Origin of the sequence: Actinomycetospora endophytica, assembly GCF_021026375.1 — a bacterium.
Taxonomy (GTDB): domain Bacteria; phylum Actinomycetota; class Actinomycetes; order Mycobacteriales; family Pseudonocardiaceae; genus Actinomycetospora; species Actinomycetospora endophytica.
Window position 1 is genome coordinate 110,664 of the sequence record NZ_JAJNDB010000010.1, and the last position, 14,101, is coordinate 124,764.

General features: G+C 73.3%; 14 protein-coding genes. 8 read left to right on the top strand and 6 right to left on the bottom strand.

Going from position 1 to position 14,101, the window contains the following annotated elements:
• Position 1: 1 nt before the first annotated feature.
• Genes LQ327_RS31745 through LQ327_RS31775 form a run of 7 tightly spaced genes read left to right on the top strand, consistent with a single transcriptional unit; the run spans position 2 to position 6,769 of the window.
• Complete coding sequence (locus LQ327_RS31745) at positions 2-778, top strand: ABC transporter ATP-binding protein (protein WP_230740440.1); 777 nt, start codon at positions 2-4, stop codon at positions 776-778.
• Entirely contained in the window at positions 775-1,737 is a 963-nt protein-coding gene (locus LQ327_RS31750; protein WP_230740443.1) for an ABC transporter substrate-binding protein, read from the top strand. The genes LQ327_RS31745 and LQ327_RS31750 overlap by 4 nt, the downstream gene beginning before the upstream one ends.
• The gene (locus LQ327_RS31755) at positions 1,734-3,335 is read left to right on the top strand and encodes an FAD-dependent oxidoreductase (protein WP_230740445.1); all 1,602 of its coding nucleotides are present in this window, start codon (positions 1,734-1,736) and stop codon (positions 3,333-3,335) included. Before LQ327_RS31750 ends, LQ327_RS31755 begins: the two co-directional genes overlap by 4 nt.
• Positions 3,332-3,724, top strand: a complete 393-nt coding sequence (locus tag LQ327_RS31760; RefSeq protein ID WP_230740447.1) for a 4Fe-4S dicluster domain-containing protein — start codon at positions 3,332-3,334, stop codon at positions 3,722-3,724. Before LQ327_RS31755 ends, LQ327_RS31760 begins: the two co-directional genes overlap by 4 nt.
• Complete coding sequence (locus tag LQ327_RS31765) at positions 3,721-5,289, top strand: FAD-dependent oxidoreductase (RefSeq protein WP_230740450.1); 1,569 nt, start codon at positions 3,721-3,723, stop codon at positions 5,287-5,289. Before LQ327_RS31760 ends, LQ327_RS31765 begins: the two co-directional genes overlap by 4 nt.
• Positions 5,286-5,636, top strand: coding sequence for a 4Fe-4S dicluster domain-containing protein (locus LQ327_RS31770; protein WP_230740451.1), 351 nt, complete (start codon positions 5,286-5,288; stop codon positions 5,634-5,636). Before LQ327_RS31765 ends, LQ327_RS31770 begins: the two co-directional genes overlap by 4 nt.
• A 41-nt stretch (positions 5,637-5,677) precedes the next feature.
• The gene (locus LQ327_RS31775; RefSeq protein ID WP_230740453.1) at positions 5,678-6,769 is read left to right on the top strand and encodes an LLM class flavin-dependent oxidoreductase; all 1,092 of its coding nucleotides are present in this window, start codon (positions 5,678-5,680) and stop codon (positions 6,767-6,769) included.
• 15 nt (positions 6,770-6,784) lie between these two features.
• On the opposite strand, the gene LQ327_RS31780 is transcribed toward LQ327_RS31775, so the two are convergent.
• The 3 genes from LQ327_RS31780 to LQ327_RS31790 are packed head-to-tail and all read right to left on the bottom strand — an operon-like array spanning position 6,785 to position 9,583.
• Positions 6,785-7,684 carry an ABC transporter permease gene (locus LQ327_RS31780; protein ID WP_230740455.1) on the bottom strand — a complete coding sequence of 300 codons (900 nt, stop codon included), beginning with the start codon at positions 7,682-7,684 and terminating at the stop codon, positions 6,785-6,787.
• The gene (locus LQ327_RS31785) at positions 7,674-8,477 is read right to left on the bottom strand and encodes an ABC transporter ATP-binding protein (RefSeq protein WP_230740457.1); all 804 of its coding nucleotides are present in this window, start codon (positions 8,475-8,477) and stop codon (positions 7,674-7,676) included. The genes LQ327_RS31780 and LQ327_RS31785 overlap by 11 nt, the downstream gene beginning before the upstream one ends.
• Before the next feature lie 29 nt (positions 8,478-8,506).
• On the bottom strand, positions 8,507-9,583 hold the full coding sequence (locus LQ327_RS31790; RefSeq protein ID WP_230740459.1) for an ABC transporter substrate-binding protein: 1,077 nt from the start codon (positions 9,581-9,583) through the stop codon (positions 8,507-8,509).
• A gap of 425 nt (positions 9,584-10,008) precedes the next feature.
• Between LQ327_RS31790 and LQ327_RS31795 the strand changes: the two genes are divergently transcribed.
• Positions 10,009-10,935 carry an endonuclease domain-containing protein gene (locus LQ327_RS31795; RefSeq protein ID WP_230740461.1) on the top strand — a complete coding sequence of 309 codons (927 nt, stop codon included), beginning with the start codon at positions 10,009-10,011 and terminating at the stop codon, positions 10,933-10,935.
• A gap of 1 nt (position 10,936) precedes the next feature.
• Here LQ327_RS31795 and LQ327_RS31800 read toward each other — a convergent pair whose 3' ends face one another.
• The 3 genes from LQ327_RS31800 to LQ327_RS31810 are packed head-to-tail and all read right to left on the bottom strand — an operon-like array spanning position 10,937 to position 14,092.
• Positions 10,937-11,878 (bottom strand): MBL fold metallo-hydrolase, encoded by a 942-nt coding sequence (locus tag LQ327_RS31800; RefSeq protein WP_230740463.1) that lies wholly within the window; start codon positions 11,876-11,878, stop codon positions 10,937-10,939.
• Positions 11,875-12,540 (bottom strand): TetR/AcrR family transcriptional regulator, encoded by a 666-nt coding sequence (locus LQ327_RS31805; RefSeq protein ID WP_230740465.1) that lies wholly within the window; start codon positions 12,538-12,540, stop codon positions 11,875-11,877. The genes LQ327_RS31800 and LQ327_RS31805 overlap by 4 nt, the downstream gene beginning before the upstream one ends.
• Before the next feature lie 16 nt (positions 12,541-12,556).
• Entirely contained in the window at positions 12,557-14,092 is a 1,536-nt protein-coding gene (locus LQ327_RS31810; RefSeq protein WP_230740467.1) for a long-chain-fatty-acid--CoA ligase, read from the bottom strand.
• Positions 14,093-14,101 lie beyond the last annotated feature (9 nt).

Here is a 14,101-nt window from a genome sequence, read left to right on the forward strand (position 1 = left end):
CATGACCTCACTGCTCCCGGGGACCGACCAGGTCCCCGAGACCACGTCGCCGCCCCTCGCCGTCGACGCCCGCGACATCCGCCGGCGGTTCGGCGAGCGCGAGATCCTCCGCGGGGTCGACCTGCAGGTGCGGCCGGGCGAGTTCCTCGCCCTGCTCGGCGCGAGCGGCTCCGGCAAGACGACGCTACTGAAGATCCTCGGTGGCCTCGACCGCGAGGCGCAGGGTCAGGTGCGCGTCCCCGCCCGAGTGTCGATCGCGTTCCAGGAGCCGCGTCTGCTGCCCTGGCAGCGCGCGTGGCGCAACGTCGCGTTCGGGCTGCGCGGGCCCGACGTGCGGGCGCGCGCGACCGAGGCACTGCGCGAGGTCGGGCTCGCCCACCTGGCCGACCAGTGGCCGAAGACGCTCTCCGGCGGCGAGGCCCAGCGGGTCGCCCTCGCCCGGGCGCTCGTCCGCGATCCCGACCTGCTGCTGCTCGACGAGCCGCTGGCCGCCCTGGACGCGCTCACCCGGCTGCGCATGCAGCGCCTCATCGCCGACCTCTGCGCCCGCCGGGGCCTCACGGCGATCCTCGTGACCCACGACGTCGACGAGGCGGTGACCCTCGCCGACCGCGCCGTCGTGCTGCGCGAGGGCGCCCTGGCCCACGAGATCCCCGTCGACCTCGCGCGCCCCCGCGACCCCAGCGGCCCGGCGTTCGGCACCCACCGCGACCAGCTCCTGTCCTGGCTCGGCGTCCAGGACCCCACCACCGATCTCCCCGAGGAGAAGACCCCGTGATCCGCCTGCTCCGGCGTGCCGCAGTCCCCGTCCTGCTGTTGCTGGCCCTCACGGCGTGCTCGTCCGGCGGCTCCGGTACCCCGACGCTGCGGGTCGGCATCATCGTCACCGGCAGCGGCCAGGGCTACGGCGTCGAGAGCTACGCCGCCAGCCAGGGCGTCCTGCAGCGCCACCTGAAGGACACGGGGATCGGCGACGTGGCGTTCACGTCCTTCCCGAACGGCCCCAACCTCAACCAGGCCCTCAAGGGCGGCTCCCTCGACATGGGCGTCCTCGGCGACACCCCCGCCGTCTCCGGGCGCGCCGCGAACCTGCCCACCCAGCTCTCCGGGGTCAGCCTGCGCGGCCAGGACGCCTGGCTGATCGCCGGTCGCGGGATCACCTCGCTGAACGACCTGCGCGGCAAGACCGTCGCCACGCAGCAGGGCTCGTACATGCACCGCTACCTGGTGGGACTGCTCCAGCAGGCCGGCCTCGCCTCGCAAGTCAAGATCACCTTCCTGCTGACCAACAGCGCGCAGCAGGCGCTCGACAAGGGCGACATCGCGGCCTACGCGGCGCCGGTCCCGGTCGCCCCGCAGCTCGCCTCCAAGGGCTACGCGGTGATCGACAAGGCCAGCGCCCACCCGGGCCTGCCGGGCAACAGCTACATCACCATCGGCAACGACGCCGCGACGAAGTACCCGCAGCTCGCGCAGGCGTGGAACGCCGCGATCGCCGAGACCGCCGCCGGGATCGCGAAGGACCCGTCGGATTACCAGGCCTGGGCCGCGAAGATCTCGGGGCTCCCGCAGGCGATCATCGCGCAGTCCTATCCGGCCGCGGAGTTCGGGAACCCGGCGATCACCCCGACCGACGTCACGACCGCGAGGACCACGCTCGACTTCCTCGTCTCCCAGCAGCTCGCGTCCGCGCCGTTCGACGTCGGGTCCTGGGTCGCGCCGGGCGGTCGGGCGTGACGGGCCGGGTGCGCCGCAGCGCCCGACGGCCGGTGGCGGTGCCGGCCCGTGTCGACGTGCTGGTCCTCGGCGGCGGCCCCGCCGGCACGTGGGCCGCACTCGCGGCCGCCGCCGAGGGCGCGAGCGTCGCCCTGGTCGACAAGGGCTGGTGCGGTACCAGCGGCGCCGCCGCCGCGGGCGGCAACAACCTGTGGTTCGTGCCGCCGGAGGGCGAGGCCCGCGAGCGCGCCATCGAGACCCGCACCCGTGAGGGCGGCTTCCTGACCGATCCGCGCCGGATGGCCGCGGCCGTGGCGCGGACCTGGGACGCGGTGCACGAGCTCGCCGCGGCCGGCTACCCCTTCCCGGACGACGAGCACCGCCCGGGTGAGCGTTACCTCGGCAGCCTGCAGGGACCGGAGTACATGCGGTTGCAACGACGACGGGTCCGACGCGCCGGGGTCGTCGTCGTGGACCAGTCCCCCGCTACCGAGCTGCTGGGAGACGACGACGGCGCGGTCGTCGGGGCCGCCGGAGTGCACCGCCAGCACGGCAACGCGCCCTGGTCGATCGGGGCCGGCGCGGTCGTCGTCGCCACCGGCGGCTGCGCGTTCCTGTCCGGCGCGCTCGGCTGCAACGTCGACACCGGCGACGGCGCGCTGATGGCCGCCGAGGTCGGCGCGGAGCTCTCCGGGATGGAGTTCTCGAACCAGTACGGCACCGCCCCCGCGTTCGGCGCCGAGACCAAGGGCCTCATGTACCAGTTCGCAACCTACAGCCGCGCGGACGGCACCGAGCTCGACATCGGCGGCATGGGCCGCCCGGCGCTGCAGCGGGCCATGGTGGAGGGCCCGGTGTACGCCCGGCTCGACCGCGCCGAGCCCGAGCTGCACCAGAAGATGCGCTGGTCGCAGCCGAACTTCTTCCTGCCGTTCGACAAGATGGGCGTCGACCCGTTCCGGGAGCGCTTCGGCGTCCGGGCGGTGCTCGAGGGCACGGTGCGTGGCACCGGTGGCATCGCCGTCCCCGGCGAGGGCTGCGCGACGACGGTGCCCGGCCTCTTCGCCGCCGGCGACGCCGCCTCGCGGGAGGACATCACCGGCGGAATCACCGGCGGCGGCTCGCACAACGGCGCCTGGGCCATCTCGTCGGGCAGCTGGGCGGGAACGGCGGCCGCCCGCCACCGCCCGCGCGCCGCCGGCCGGGCCACCCCGGCAGGGCGGGCCGGGCTGCGGCCGGTCGGACGACCACGGGGTCGGTACGACGACGTCGTCGCCGCCGTGCAGTCCCGGGTCCTGCCGCTCGAGCTCAACCGCTTCCGCACCGGGGCAAGCCTGCGCGAGTCGCTCGCCGTGCTCGACCCGCTCTGGGAACAGGTCGTCGACGGCCTCGCCCCCGCCGACCGACCGGGCACCCACAGCCGCCAGGCCGCCGCGATGGTCGCCCACGCCCGCTGGATGTACTCCGCGGCGCTCGCCCGGCCGGAGTCGCGGGCGATGCACCTGCGCGGCGACCACCCCGACACCGATCCCGCGCAGACCCACCGGCTGCGCGTGCGGGGTCTCGACGACATCGCGGTGATCGCGGACCGGCCGCGCGAGGCGGTGATCGCGTCGTGATCGAGGTGATCAGCGAGGCCCGCTGCATCGACTGCGCGATCTGCGTCGACGTCTGCCCCACCAACGTCTTCGACGCCGACTCCCGCGGCCGGCCGTCGATCGCGCGACAGTCCGACTGCCAGACCTGCTTCCTCTGCGAGGCGCACTGTCCCACCGACGCGCTGTTCGTCGCACCGCTCTCGGGCCCGGCGCCGGAGGACTCGCCGCTGCGTGACGAGGAGGCGCTCGCCCGCGAGGGCCGTTTCGGCGAGTACCGCGGCTGGATCGGCTGGGGCCACGGACGGTCCCCGGGCAGCCGCGCCGACCGGAACCAGGTCTTCACCCTGCGGCTGCGCGCGCTGCCGCCGCCGGAACCCGTTGTCCCCGAGCAGGAAGGACCGCGCCCGTGACCGATGCGCCGCTGGAGATCGAGACCGACGTCCTCGTCGCCGAGGGTGGCCCGGCCGGTACCTGGGCCGCCCTGCGGGCCGCGGACGCCGGAGCCGACGTCGTGCTCGTCGACAAGGGCTGGTGCGGGGCCAGCGGCGCGACGGCCGCGGCGGGCACCGGGGTCTGGTACGTCGAGCCCGACCCGGACACCCGCGAGGCGGCGATGGCCTCCCGCGAGGCGCTCGGCGGGTACCTCGCCGACCGCGGCTGGATGGCCCGCGTGCTCGACGAGACCTACGCCGGGATGAACGAGTTCGCCGAGCGCGGCCGCTACCCCTTCCCCGTCGACGACGAGGGCCGCCAGATCCGGCGCGGGGTTCAGGGCCCCGAGTACATGCGCCGGATGCGGATGCTGGTGCGCCGCGCCGGGGTCCGGATCCTCGACCACTCCCCGCTGCTCGAGCTGCTCACCGACGCCGACGGCGCCGTGGTCGGCGCGGTCGGGCAACGTCGTCAGGCGGGCGGGGACTACCGGGTGCGGGCCGGCGCCGTCGTGCTCGCCACCGGCGGCTGCGCCTTCGCGAGCGGTGCGCTGGGCACCCACGTCGACACGGGGGACGGGACGCTGGCCGCCGCCGAGGTCGGGGCACACCTCTCGGGCATGGAGTTCTCCAACGCCTACGCGATCGCGCCCGCGCACAGCTCGGTCACCAAGACCGCGTACTACAGCTACGCCTCGTTCTACCGCGCCGACGGCACCGTGCTCGAGGGCGCGGGCAGCACCCGCGGACGGTCGGTGATCGCCCGGACGCTGCTCTCCGAGCCGGTGCTCGCCCGCCTCGACCACGCCGGGCCGGCCGAGCGGGAGGCGATGCGTCGGGGCCAGCCGAACTTCTTCCTCGCGTTCGACCGGGCCGGGATCGACCCGTTCACCGACCGGTTCCCGATCACGCTGCTCGCCGAGGGCACCGTCCGCGGCACCGGCGGGATCGCGCTCGCCTCGACCGCGTGCGACACCGACGTCCCCGGGCTGTACGCGGCCGGCGACACCGCGACCCGCGAGTACATCTGCGGCGGTTTCACCGGCGGCGGCAGCCACAACGCGGCGTGGGCGCTGTCGTCCGGCAGTTGGGCCGGCTGCGCGGCGGCCCGGTACGCCCGCACAGCCACCGACCGGCACCGGGTCGCGACGGGTGCCGGCGGTGCGGGCCTGCGTCCGACGGGAACCGGGCGGCTCGCCGCGCGCGAGGTGATCCGCGAGGTCCAGGGCCAGGTGCTCCCGTACGACCTCAACTACCTGCGTCACGGCGACCGGCTCTGGCCCGCGCTCGAGAAGCTGCACGGGCTCTGGCGCGAGGCCCGCGACGGACTGGTCGACGACGACCCGTGGCGCGCCCGGGAGGCCGCCGCGATGACCGCCACCGCCCGCTGGATGTACACCGCCGCGCTCGCCCGCGACGAGTCCCGCGGGATGCACAAGCGTGAGGACCGGCCAGGCCTCGACCCGGCCTGGCACCAGCGCCTCGACGTCGGCGGGCTCGACGAGCCGTGGACCCGCACGGCGGCCCTGGAGGTGGCGGCGTGATCGAGATCGTGTCGGCGGAACGCTGCATCGGCTGCGACCGCTGCGTGGACATCTGCCCCACCGACGTGTTCGACCGCGGCTCGGGCGGTGTTCCCGTCATCGCCCGGCAGGCCGACTGCCAGACCTGCTTCCTCTGCGAGGCCTGGTGCCCGGTCGACGCGCTGTTCGTCGCGCCCGAACGCGATCCGTTGCCCGAGAGGCTCGACGAGGCCGACGTGGGCGGCACACTCGGGAGCTACCGGGAGGCGATCGGCTGGGGCCACGGCCGCACTCCCGGCGCCCGGATCGCCGTCGGCCCGCCGTTGCGCCACGAGCCCGGGGACCGGCCCGGGCCTCCGTTGGTCTGACACCGGCCGCCGGTCCGAACCCGCCGCGAAGGAGCCCGACCATGCGCTTCCAGGTCCTCGACATCGTCCCGCACGCCCCGCACCCGGTGACGGGCGAGCTGATCAGCGTGCACGAGCGCCTGGAGCGCGTGGTCGAGACCGCGGTCCGTGCCGAGCGGCTCGGGTTCGACTCCTACGCGGTCGGCGAGCGTCACGCCGGCGAGTTCGTGTCCTCGGCGCCGACGGTGCTGCTCGGCGCCCTCGCGCAGGCCACGGACCGCATCCTGCTCTCCACCGGGGTGACGGTGCTGTCGCTGCTCGACCCGGTCCGCGTCGCCGAGGACTACGCCACCGTCGACCAGCTCTCCGGCGGCCGGCTCGAGATCGTCATCGGGAAGGGCAACGAGGACCGGCACTTCGGCATGTTCGGCCTCGAGCTCGGCCGCCAGTACGAGTACCTCACCGAGAACTACGAACTGCTGCGCCGGCTGCTGCGCGAGACCGACGTCGACTGGGTCGGCACCCACCACGCCGATCTCCACGGCGTCACGACCTTCCCCCGTCCCTTCGACGGCCCGTTCCGCATCTGGCACGGCTCGGCGACCTCGACCCAGGCCGTCGACCTCGCCGCGAGGTGGGGCGACCCGCTGTTCTCGGCGAACGCGCTCCAGCCGCGCGAGGCCTACCGGGTGCTGATCGACCGCTACCGCGAGAAGCTCGCCGAGCACGGGCACGACCCGTCGGTCGGCTACGTCGGCTCCGGCTCCGGAGGGCTCTTCCTCGCCGACACCGACGAGGAGGCCATCGCGCAGTACCGTCCGATCTACGAGGCGATGGCCGCCAAGCTCGCCGCCGCGCACGCCGGCGACACCCGCAGGGGCAAGACGATGTCGTTCACGACGATCGAGGACGCGGTCGCGCACGGGCCCGCGCTGGTGGGCACTTCCGAGCGGGTCGCCGAGAAGATCGTCGACTACCACAAGAGCTACCACCACGACCTGCAGTCGGTCTCGATCAACCCGGTGCTGCCCTGGTCCCAGCAGCAGGACGTGCTGGAGCGGTTCGCCACCGAGGTCATCCCCGCCGTGCAGCGCGAGATCCCGACGACGTTGTGGGGTCCGGAGGATCCCGGCAGGCGCGCTTCGCGCCCCTGAGGCGCGTCAGCGCACCTATGGTCCCGTTGCCAGCCCCCGCGCCCGCAGGATCCGCCGCTCGGCCGGCCGGAACGCGAGCAGTTCCACCCCGATGCCGACGACGAGGATCAGGATGATCGCGGCGATCACGACCTCCATCTCCGACTGCGTCTGCCCGTAGTTCAGGTAGGCGCCCAGCCCGAACCCGAGGCTCGGTGAGGTCGCGATGAGCTCGGCGGCCATGAGCGAGCGCCACGAGAACGCCCAGCCCTGCTTGAGCCCGGCCAGGAACCCGGGCAGCGCCGCCGGGAGCATGATCAGCCGCGCCGACTGCGCCCGCGAGGCGCCCATCGCGTGCCCGACCCGCGGCAGCAACGGCGGCACCTGGTCGATGCCCGAGACCAGCCCGTTCGCGATCGAGGGCACCGCGCCCATGAGGACGACGAAGTAGATCGTCTGGTCGGTCAGCCCGAACCACAGCACCGCCGCCGGCACCCACGCGACCGACGGCAGGCTCTGCAGCCCGGAGAGGATCGGCCCGATCGCCGCGCGCACCACCGGCACCGTCGCGACCAGCAGGCCCAGCGGGGTCCCGATGATCACCGCGAACAGGAAGCCGAGCACCGCGCGGCTGATCGACGTCCAGATGATCGACAACGCCTGGCCGCTCACCAGCTGGGTGCCGATCTCGCCGAACACCGCCCCGGGCGCGGGCAGTTTGAACTCCGGCCAGATCGCGGAGGCCCACAGGATCTGCCAGACGACGATGAACAGGACCACCGCGACGACCGGCGGCACGACGCTCGTCGCGAACCGCTTCCACCACGGGGCGCGATGCTCGGTCGGGGTGTCGAGCGCATCGAGACCACGCCCGACGTCGAGCGTCCCGTCCGACTCGCGGTCCTCGGTGAGTACCGGCCGATCCTCAGCGGCCATGCGCCGAGATCACCTCGCGCAGCTCGGTCGTGATGTCGCCGTGCAGCTCCTCGGGGTCGGTGTCGACACCGGTGCCCCACTCCCGCACGACCCGGCCGGGCCGCGACGAGAGCAGCACGACCCGCTCGGCCAGCCGGACCGACTCCCGCACGTCGTGGGTGACGAACAGGATCGTCGTGCCCGTCGCCTCCCAGACGCGCAGCAGCTCGGCCTGCAGGAAGTCGCGGGTGATCGCGTCGAGCGCCCCGAACGGCTCGTCCATGAGCAGGACGCCGGGCTGGACCTCGGTCGCCCCCGACCCGCCCAGCCCGGTGGCCGCCGCGAGGGCCCGGGCCAGCGCGACCCGCTGGCGCATCCCCCCGGAGAGCTCGTGCGGGCGCTTCTCGGCCTGCCCGTCGAGGCGGACCAGTTCGAGCAGCTCGCGGGCCCGCTCCCGGCGCGCCCCGCGGCCCACCCCCGCGAGACGCAACGGCAGCTCGACGTTGCGCCCCGCGGTGAGCCACGGCAGCAGCGCGGACTCCTGGAACATCACCGCCGGCCGCGACGACGACCGGTCCACCGTCCCCGTCGTCGGCTGGTCGAGGCCGGCGACGACGTTGAGCAGGGTCGACTTGCCGCAGCCCGACGCCCCGAGCAGGCAGACGAACTCCCCGGGCGCGACCGAGAGGTCCACGCCGTCGAGCGCGACGACGGCGTCGTCGCCCCGGCCGAAGACCTTCGAGACGCCCTTGACCTCGACGGCGGGCGGCCCCGTCCGGGGCGTGGGGCCGGGTCGCTCGAGCGTGACGGTCATGGTGGATGCCCTCCGGGAGGTGGGTGGAGCTACTTCTGGTCGAGGCCGCCGGCGTCCACGGTGGGACGCCCGGCCGCGGTCAGGGCCTGGTTCAGGGGCCCGACATCGAACAGGCCCTTGACGTTGGTGGCGGACTTCGCCGTTCCCGCCGTCACCGCGTCCTGGGCCAGCTGCGGGAAGATCGAGGCCAGCGGATCCGGGTTGAGGCTGACCGCGGTCCACGCCCGGTCGAGGACGTTCTGCGGGAGCGGCTTGCTGCCCGAGGCACCGAGTCCGGCGTTGGCGGCGGCCTTCGCGGCGGTCGGGTCCGTGGTGCCGAGGGTCTCGGCGGCGACGAGGCCCTTGAGGAACGCGGCGACGGTGGCCGGGTGGGCCTGCACGTAGTCGGCCCGGGCGATGACGACGGTGGTGGGGAACTGCCCGTTCGGCCACAGCGTCCGCTCGTCGACGAGCTGCGTCGCGCCGGCCTGCAGTACGAACTGCGACGCGTACGGCTCCGGCAGCCACCCGCCGTCGAGCTGGCCCGTCTTGTAGGCGTCGAGCGCGCGGGCGTTGTCGATGTTGACGACCTCGACCGCGTTCGGCCCGGTGCCGATCGGCAGGTTGTTCTGCTTGAGCCACTTCTTCAGGGCGATGTCCTGCGTGTTCGCCAGCTGCGGGGTGGCGATCTTCTTGCCCAGGAGCTGCTGCGGGGTCGTGATGCCGGGGCGCACGACGAGCTGCGCGCCGCCGGAGGTCGCGCCGGAGATCACCCGGATGCCGTCGGGGTTCTGCTTGTAGGCGTTGATCGCCGGCCCGGAGCCGATGAACCCGATGTCGATCGAGTTGCCCAGCAGCGCCGCGGTCTCCTCGGGGCCCGCGTTGAACGTCTGCGTCGCGAGCTTGGTCTGGCCGAGGTTCTGCGCGAACAGGCCGTTCTGCACCCCGATGAGTGCGCCGGCGTGGGTGATGTTCGGGAAGTAGCCGAGCCGCAGCTGGGCCGCGGGGCCCTGGTCGGCCACGGGAGCCGAGGGGGACTCGGCGGCACGGGTGCAGCCGGCGGCGAGGAGCGCGACGACGGCGAGGGCGGCGACGGCGAGCGCGCGCCACGGACGGGTTCGGGTCACGGGTCGGGGTTCTCCTGGGGCGGCCCCGCGCGGGTGTCGGCGGGGTCGTGGACGGGGACGGTCATGTCCCGGCACGCGGGGGCGCGGGCGTCGTCAGGAGGTCGACGACGCCGGGCGCTTCCGGGCGGGCGTCAGGAGAACAGACAGGCGCAGCTGTACACGCGGCCGAAGTCGACGTGGCGACGGGCCACGAGGCGAACTCCGGAGGCTGGCACGAGGCCCAAGCCTGCCATGTGAGACGCCCGTCTGCCACGTTCGTGATCCGGACGACCCAGGGCGATCAGCGGGGTGACCCGCCTGCCCTCCCCGCTCCAAGATCTCGGTCCCGGGTGCGACACGCCCAAGCGGCGCCAGGACGCGCGACCAGGATCAGGATCTTCGATTTCCCGAGGGAGCCGATCGGGCCCGGATCGCGTCGTAGCCCCATGAGGATCGATGCACGTGCCGCCCGCTTCCGGGACCGAATCCGCGACCAGGAGGGCGTCTTCACCGTCGCACAGGCCGACGAAGCCGGGTACTCGAGGGCGGCGATCGCGGCGAAGGTCGGACGCGGCGAGTGGGTTCCCGAGCTGTACCGAGTGCTCCGAGCCGCCGACCACCCGTCCACCCCGCGCACCCGCATCCGGGCCGCGATGCTCTCGCTCGGCCCGGACGCGACGCTGGTCGGAGGTTCGGCCGCGTACTGGTGGCGGATGATCGACATCCCGCCGGACGAGGTCGAGCTCGCCATGCCCCACCAGCACCGTCCACGCCCCCGACCCGGGGTTCGGATTCTCCGACGGGCGGTGGCTACCGAGGATCGCGTCGTCCTCGACGGCCTGGCGGTGAGCACCAGGCCGACGACGGTGCTCGCCGCTGCGGCGGACCTCGACCTCATTGCCGGTGCCCGGCTGATGGACCGCGTGCTGGGCAAGGGGACCGTGACCCTCGAGCAGCTGCGCGGCGCCCAGACCCGAACCGCAGGTCGGCGAGGCACGGAGACGGTCCGGAGGCTCCTGGTACTCGCCGGCGGAGGTGCGCGATCCGAGGCCGAGCGGACCGCTCACCACGCGCTGCGCGGAGGCGGGATGGACGGATGGGTGGCCGATCACGAGGTCCGGCTGAGTGGCTACGGACTCGCGGTGCTCGATCTGGCGTTCATCGCCCTGCGGGTGCTCGTCGAGATCGACGGATGGGCATACCACCGTGACCTGCGCGCGTTCCTCCGCGACTCCGCTCGACAGAACGCGCTGGTGCTCGACGGCTGGGTGGTCATCCGCACGAACTGGTACGAGCTGACGCAGAATCCCGAGCAGTTCGTCCGCAACGTCAGCGAGGCGCTCATCGCTCAGAGAACGGTCATGAAGATCTGAGTCAGGCGAAGCAGGTCAGCGGGCCCCCGTGGTAGGTGACCATGTCGTCGAGCGCGCTGAACACGTCGATCGACCCGCCCCGCTCCAGGCCGTCGAGCTCGGCGTATGCCCGGTGGAGGTTCCCGACGATGCGCTCGGCGTCGGGCCAGTCGGTGAACCGGCCGAGGTCGGTGTCGCGCGCGGCCTGCAGCGGGCTGACCCCGGCTTCCCGGCCCCGAGCGGCCACGTCGAGCACGAACCGCAGGTAGTCCAGCGTCGCGTCGACCGGCGCGCGGTCGTGGAACACCGGGCCGTGACCGGGCACGATCGTCTGCGCGTCCAGCGGCGCCAGGACGTTCTCGAGTACGTCGACCGCCCCGGTCACCGAGCCCATGAGCAGGAACGGGGTGCCCCCGTTGAAGACCAGGTCGCCGCAGAACAGGGTCGAGCGCTCGGGGAACCAGACGATCGAGTCGTTGGTGGTGTGGGCGGGGGTGCCGACGTGGATCACCTCACCGCGCAGGTCCCCGGCGTGGATCGCGACGCGGTCGGTGAAGGTCAGGAACGGCGGGTCGAGCGGCAGATCGCCCCAGTCCGGGTTCTGCCAATAGGGCAGCTCGCGGGCCGGGCCGAACGCGATGGCCTCGGCGCGCGCCTTCTCGTGCGCGACGACGGTGGCGCCCGAGAACAGGACGTTGCCGAAGGTGTGGTCGCCGTGGTGATGGGTGTTGATCAGCGTGCGGACGGGCGCGGAGCTGACCGTGGCGATGGTGTCGAGGAAGGCACGGGTGCGCCGCTCCGTCGAGCACGCGTCGACGGCGATCACGCCCTGCGGCCCGACGACGAAGCCGGTGTTGTTGATCCACCACGTCCCGTCGGGCTGGACGTAGGCGTGGATGCCGTCGGAGACCTCCTCGAGCCGGGGCGGGCCGGGCTCGGTGATGTCGTCGTGGCGGGCGCTCATGACGGGACCTCCCCTGCGGTTCCCCCACGCCGCAGACCACCGAGGACCGTCGCCGCGTAGGCCGCGCCGATCTCCCGGGCGGGGACCGACGACGTCTCGGGATGGAACCACCGGTTCGACCAGGCGACCATCCCGATGATCCCGTAGGCGACGACCCACGGCTGGGTCTCGGTGCGGAACGACCCGTCCGCCACGCCGTCCTCGACGATCGCGACGACGACGTTCTCGTAGCGCTTGTTGAACCGCGCCATGGTGCGCGACCACTGCGAGCGCGATGCGAGCGCGCCGAGGTCCTCCTGGATGTAGAGGTAGAGGTACGGGTAGTTGTCCGCGTAGGACACCATCAGCTCGGTGATCAGGGTCCGGAGCTTCTCCTCGGCGTTCCCCGGCCCGGCGAGGAGCTCCTCGGCGCGCAGGCAGTTGCGCTCCACGGCGTCGCCGACGGCCTGGTGGAAGAGCTCCTCCTTGCTGCCGACGTAGTAGTAGATCGTCGCGCGGTCCAGACCCATCGCCTCGGCGATGTCGCCGATCTTGGTGCCGCGGAAGCCGTTGCGCTTGAAGACCTCGCCGGCCGCCTTGAGGATCTCGACCCGACGTTCCTGGTAGGCGGCTCCGCCCTCGTCGCGCGCGGCGGCGCGGCGCCTGCCGATGCCGCTGGTCATCGCAGTCGGTCTCCCCTCAACCCCAGTACGGCGCCCTGAGCTCGCGCTTGAGCACCTTGCCCGCCGCGTTGCGCGGCAGGGCTTCGACGACGTCGATCGACGTCGGACATTTGTAGCGCGCCAGCCGTTCCCGGACCCGCTCGAGGACCGCTGCCGGCTCGATCGTCGCATCCGGGGCGGGCACGACGACCGCCTTGACCGTCTCGCCCCACCGCGGGGACGGCACCCCGATGACGGCGACGTCGGCGATCGTCGGGTCCGCCGCCAGCGCGTTCTCGACCTCGGCGGGATAGATGTTCTCGCCGCCCGAGATGATGAGGTCCTTGATCCGGTCGTGGAGGTAGAGGTAGCCCTCGGCGTCGCGGTAGGCGGCGTCGCCGGTGCGCAGCCAGCCCCCGTCGGTCAGGGTCGCGGCGGTCTCCTCGGGGCGGTTCCAGTAGCCCGGCGTGTTCTGGCCCGAGCGGACGCGGATCTCGCCGACCTCGCCCGGGCCGACCGACTGCTCGCTCACCGGGTCGACGACGTCGACCTCGAGCCACGGCAGCGGGCGACCCACCGAGCGCAGGAGGTGCGCCCGCGGTCCGCCGGGGTCGTGCTCGTCGGGGGCCAGGGTCACGACGGTGCCCGCGGTCTCGGTCATGCCGTAGACCGCCATGAACCCGCAGCCCAGCGCGTCGATGGCCCGTCGCAGCAGCGCCTCGGTCATCGGGGCGCCGCCGTACGCGATGCGCTGCAGGCTCGTCAGGTCGGCCTCGCCGATGCGCGGGGCGGTGAGCAGCGCGCCGATGACCGCCGGAACCGCGAACGCGTGGGTCACGCGGTGGCGCTCGATCTGCTCGAGCAGGTGCGCCGGCGAGAGGTCGGACAGCAGGATCGTGTGCCCGCCCTGCCCGAGGGCCGTCAGCCCATAGCCGACCCCGCCGATGTGGAACAGTGGCGACGGCACGAGGTTCACCGAGTCCGGGCCCATCGCGTAGAACTCACGGCCCATCCGCGGGGTGAAGGCCAGGTTCGCGTGCGTCAGCCGGGCGCCTTTCGGGGCGCCGGTGGTGCCGGAGCTGTAGAGCTGGAGCACGACGTCGTCGGGGGTGGCTTCGTGGTCCGGCGGCTCGTTGTCGGGCGCGTCCGCGAGCCAGGGTTCGTAGTCGGTCTCGAGGACGATCGTCCGGGCATCGTGGTCGTCCGGGATCAGCGCCAGATGCTCCTGCCCGGCGACGAGCAGCCGCGGGTCGGCGTCGGTGAGGATCGTTTCGAGCTCCGGACCGGCGAGGCGCCAGTTCAGCGCGACGAGCACGACACCGGCCCGGGCGGCCCCGAACAGCAGTTCCTGGAACTCGGGGGTGTTGCGCAGCAGCACGGCGAGCCGGTCGCCGGGGACGAGACCCGTCGTCGTGAGGACGTGGGCCACCTGGTTCGCGCGGCGGTCCAGCTCCCCGAAGGTGACGGTGCGGTCGTCGAGGGTGATCGCGGGGCGGTCGGTGCCCAGCGCCGTGACCCGGGTGAGCAGGTCGCCGAGGGAGGCGTCCATGACGGGCGCCGCGGGTGCGGTCATGACGGCGGC

Coding starts and splice junctions, on each gene's coding strand:
- LQ327_RS31785 (WP_230740457.1), bottom strand. CDS start 8,477: ATGACCGTCACGCTCGAGCGACCCGGCCCCACGCCCCGGACGGGGCCG.
- LQ327_RS31795 (WP_230740461.1), top strand. CDS start 10,009: ATGAGGATCGATGCACGTGCCGCCCGCTTCCGGGACCGAATCCGCGAC.
- LQ327_RS31805 (WP_230740465.1), bottom strand. CDS start 12,540: ATGACCAGCGGCATCGGCAGGCGCCGCGCCGCCGCGCGCGACGAGGGC.
- LQ327_RS31800 (WP_230740463.1), bottom strand. CDS start 11,878: ATGAGCGCCCGCCACGACGACATCACCGAGCCCGGCCCGCCCCGGCTC.
- LQ327_RS31810 (WP_230740467.1), bottom strand. CDS start 14,092: ATGACCGCACCCGCGGCGCCCGTCATGGACGCCTCCCTCGGCGACCTG.
- LQ327_RS31780 (WP_230740455.1), bottom strand. CDS start 7,684: ATGGCCGCTGAGGATCGGCCGGTACTCACCGAGGACCGCGAGTCGGAC.
- LQ327_RS31745 (WP_230740440.1), top strand. CDS start 2: ATGACCTCACTGCTCCCGGGGACCGACCAGGTCCCCGAGACCACGTCG.
- LQ327_RS31775 (WP_230740453.1), top strand. CDS start 5,678: ATGCGCTTCCAGGTCCTCGACATCGTCCCGCACGCCCCGCACCCGGTG.